The following is a 1,080-nucleotide window of genomic DNA, read 5'->3' on the forward strand; positions in this document are numbered from 1 at the left end:
CTCCCTGACCCGTCTGACCCGCCGTCTGCTCACCGTGCTCCCCCTTCTGCTCATCGGCGTGTGGGCGGTGCTGGACTGGCGCGCCCTGTACGACGGCACCGCGCGGCTGGCCTCGGCCGATCCCGGCTGGCTGCTCGTCGGGCTGCTCTACACCTGCCTGGGGTGGATCTCCGCCTCCGTCGTACGCCAGGGCGCGCTGCCCGAGCGGCTGCCGTCGGGGCTCCTGGTGGCCTCGCAGTTCGCCGCCGGTGCCGCCAACCATGTACTGCCGGCGAGCCTCGGCGCCCATGCCGTCACCCTGCGCTTCCTCCAGGGGCAGGGCGTCCCGCTGGCCCGCGCCACCGCTTCGCTCGCCCTGTACGCGCTGGTCAGGCCGATCGCCAAGACGCTCGTCCTGATCGGTTTCCTGGTCGCGCTGCCCGGACTGCTGCAGCTCGGTGATCTCGTCCCGGACCGGCGGATGCTGTTCCTGCCGCTGGTGGCCGCGGCGCTCGGACTGGGCGCCACGCTGCTGCTGTTGACCCTGGTGCGCCCCCTGCGCCGCCCGGCGGTCACCTTCGTGCGCACCGCCCTGACCGACGCCCGCCGGCTGCACACCATGCCCAGCCGGGTCCTCGCCCTGTGGGGCGGCGCGGCCGCCGCCCCCCTGCTCCAGGCGAGCGTGATCCACGCGGTCGGCGCCTCGCTCGGGGTGACGCTGTCCTGGGCGCAGGTCGCGTTCGCGTACCTCGCCGCGAGCAGCGCGGTCGGATCGGTGCCCGCGCCCGGCGGCATCGGCCCGGTGGACGCGGCCATGGTCTTCACCCTCGCCGTCTACGGCGTCCCGGTCGGCGTGGGCACGGCGACCCTCATCGGCTACCGCGTCCTGACGGTGTGGCTGCCCCTGCTGCCCGGGGTGCTCTGCATGTCGGCGCTCGTGCACCGGAAGGTCCTGTGAACACCCGGCGACCGTCGCGCCATTGAATGATGAAGCCAACACTTCTAGCATCCTCAGGTGGATTCATTCATCAATCTCAGATGCATGGCCGCCGCCCTGCTGCTGGCGCTCGGCCTCGCGGCCCCCGCGGCCCCCGCCTCGGC

At 73.3% G+C, this 1,080-nt stretch carries 1 protein-coding gene; it reads left to right on the forward strand.

What is annotated here, in order from left to right:
- The first annotated feature begins 4 nt into the window (after positions 1–4).
- Positions 5–937 (forward strand): lysylphosphatidylglycerol synthase transmembrane domain-containing protein, encoded by a 933-nt coding sequence (locus EHS43_RS45025; protein ID WP_260471030.1) that lies wholly within the window; start codon positions 5–7, stop codon positions 935–937.
- The last annotated feature ends 143 nt before the right edge of the window (positions 938–1,080 follow it).

The organism is Streptomyces sp. RP5T (genome assembly GCF_003933965.1).
Taxonomy (GTDB): Bacteria; Actinomycetota; Actinomycetes; order Streptomycetales; family Streptomycetaceae; genus Streptomyces.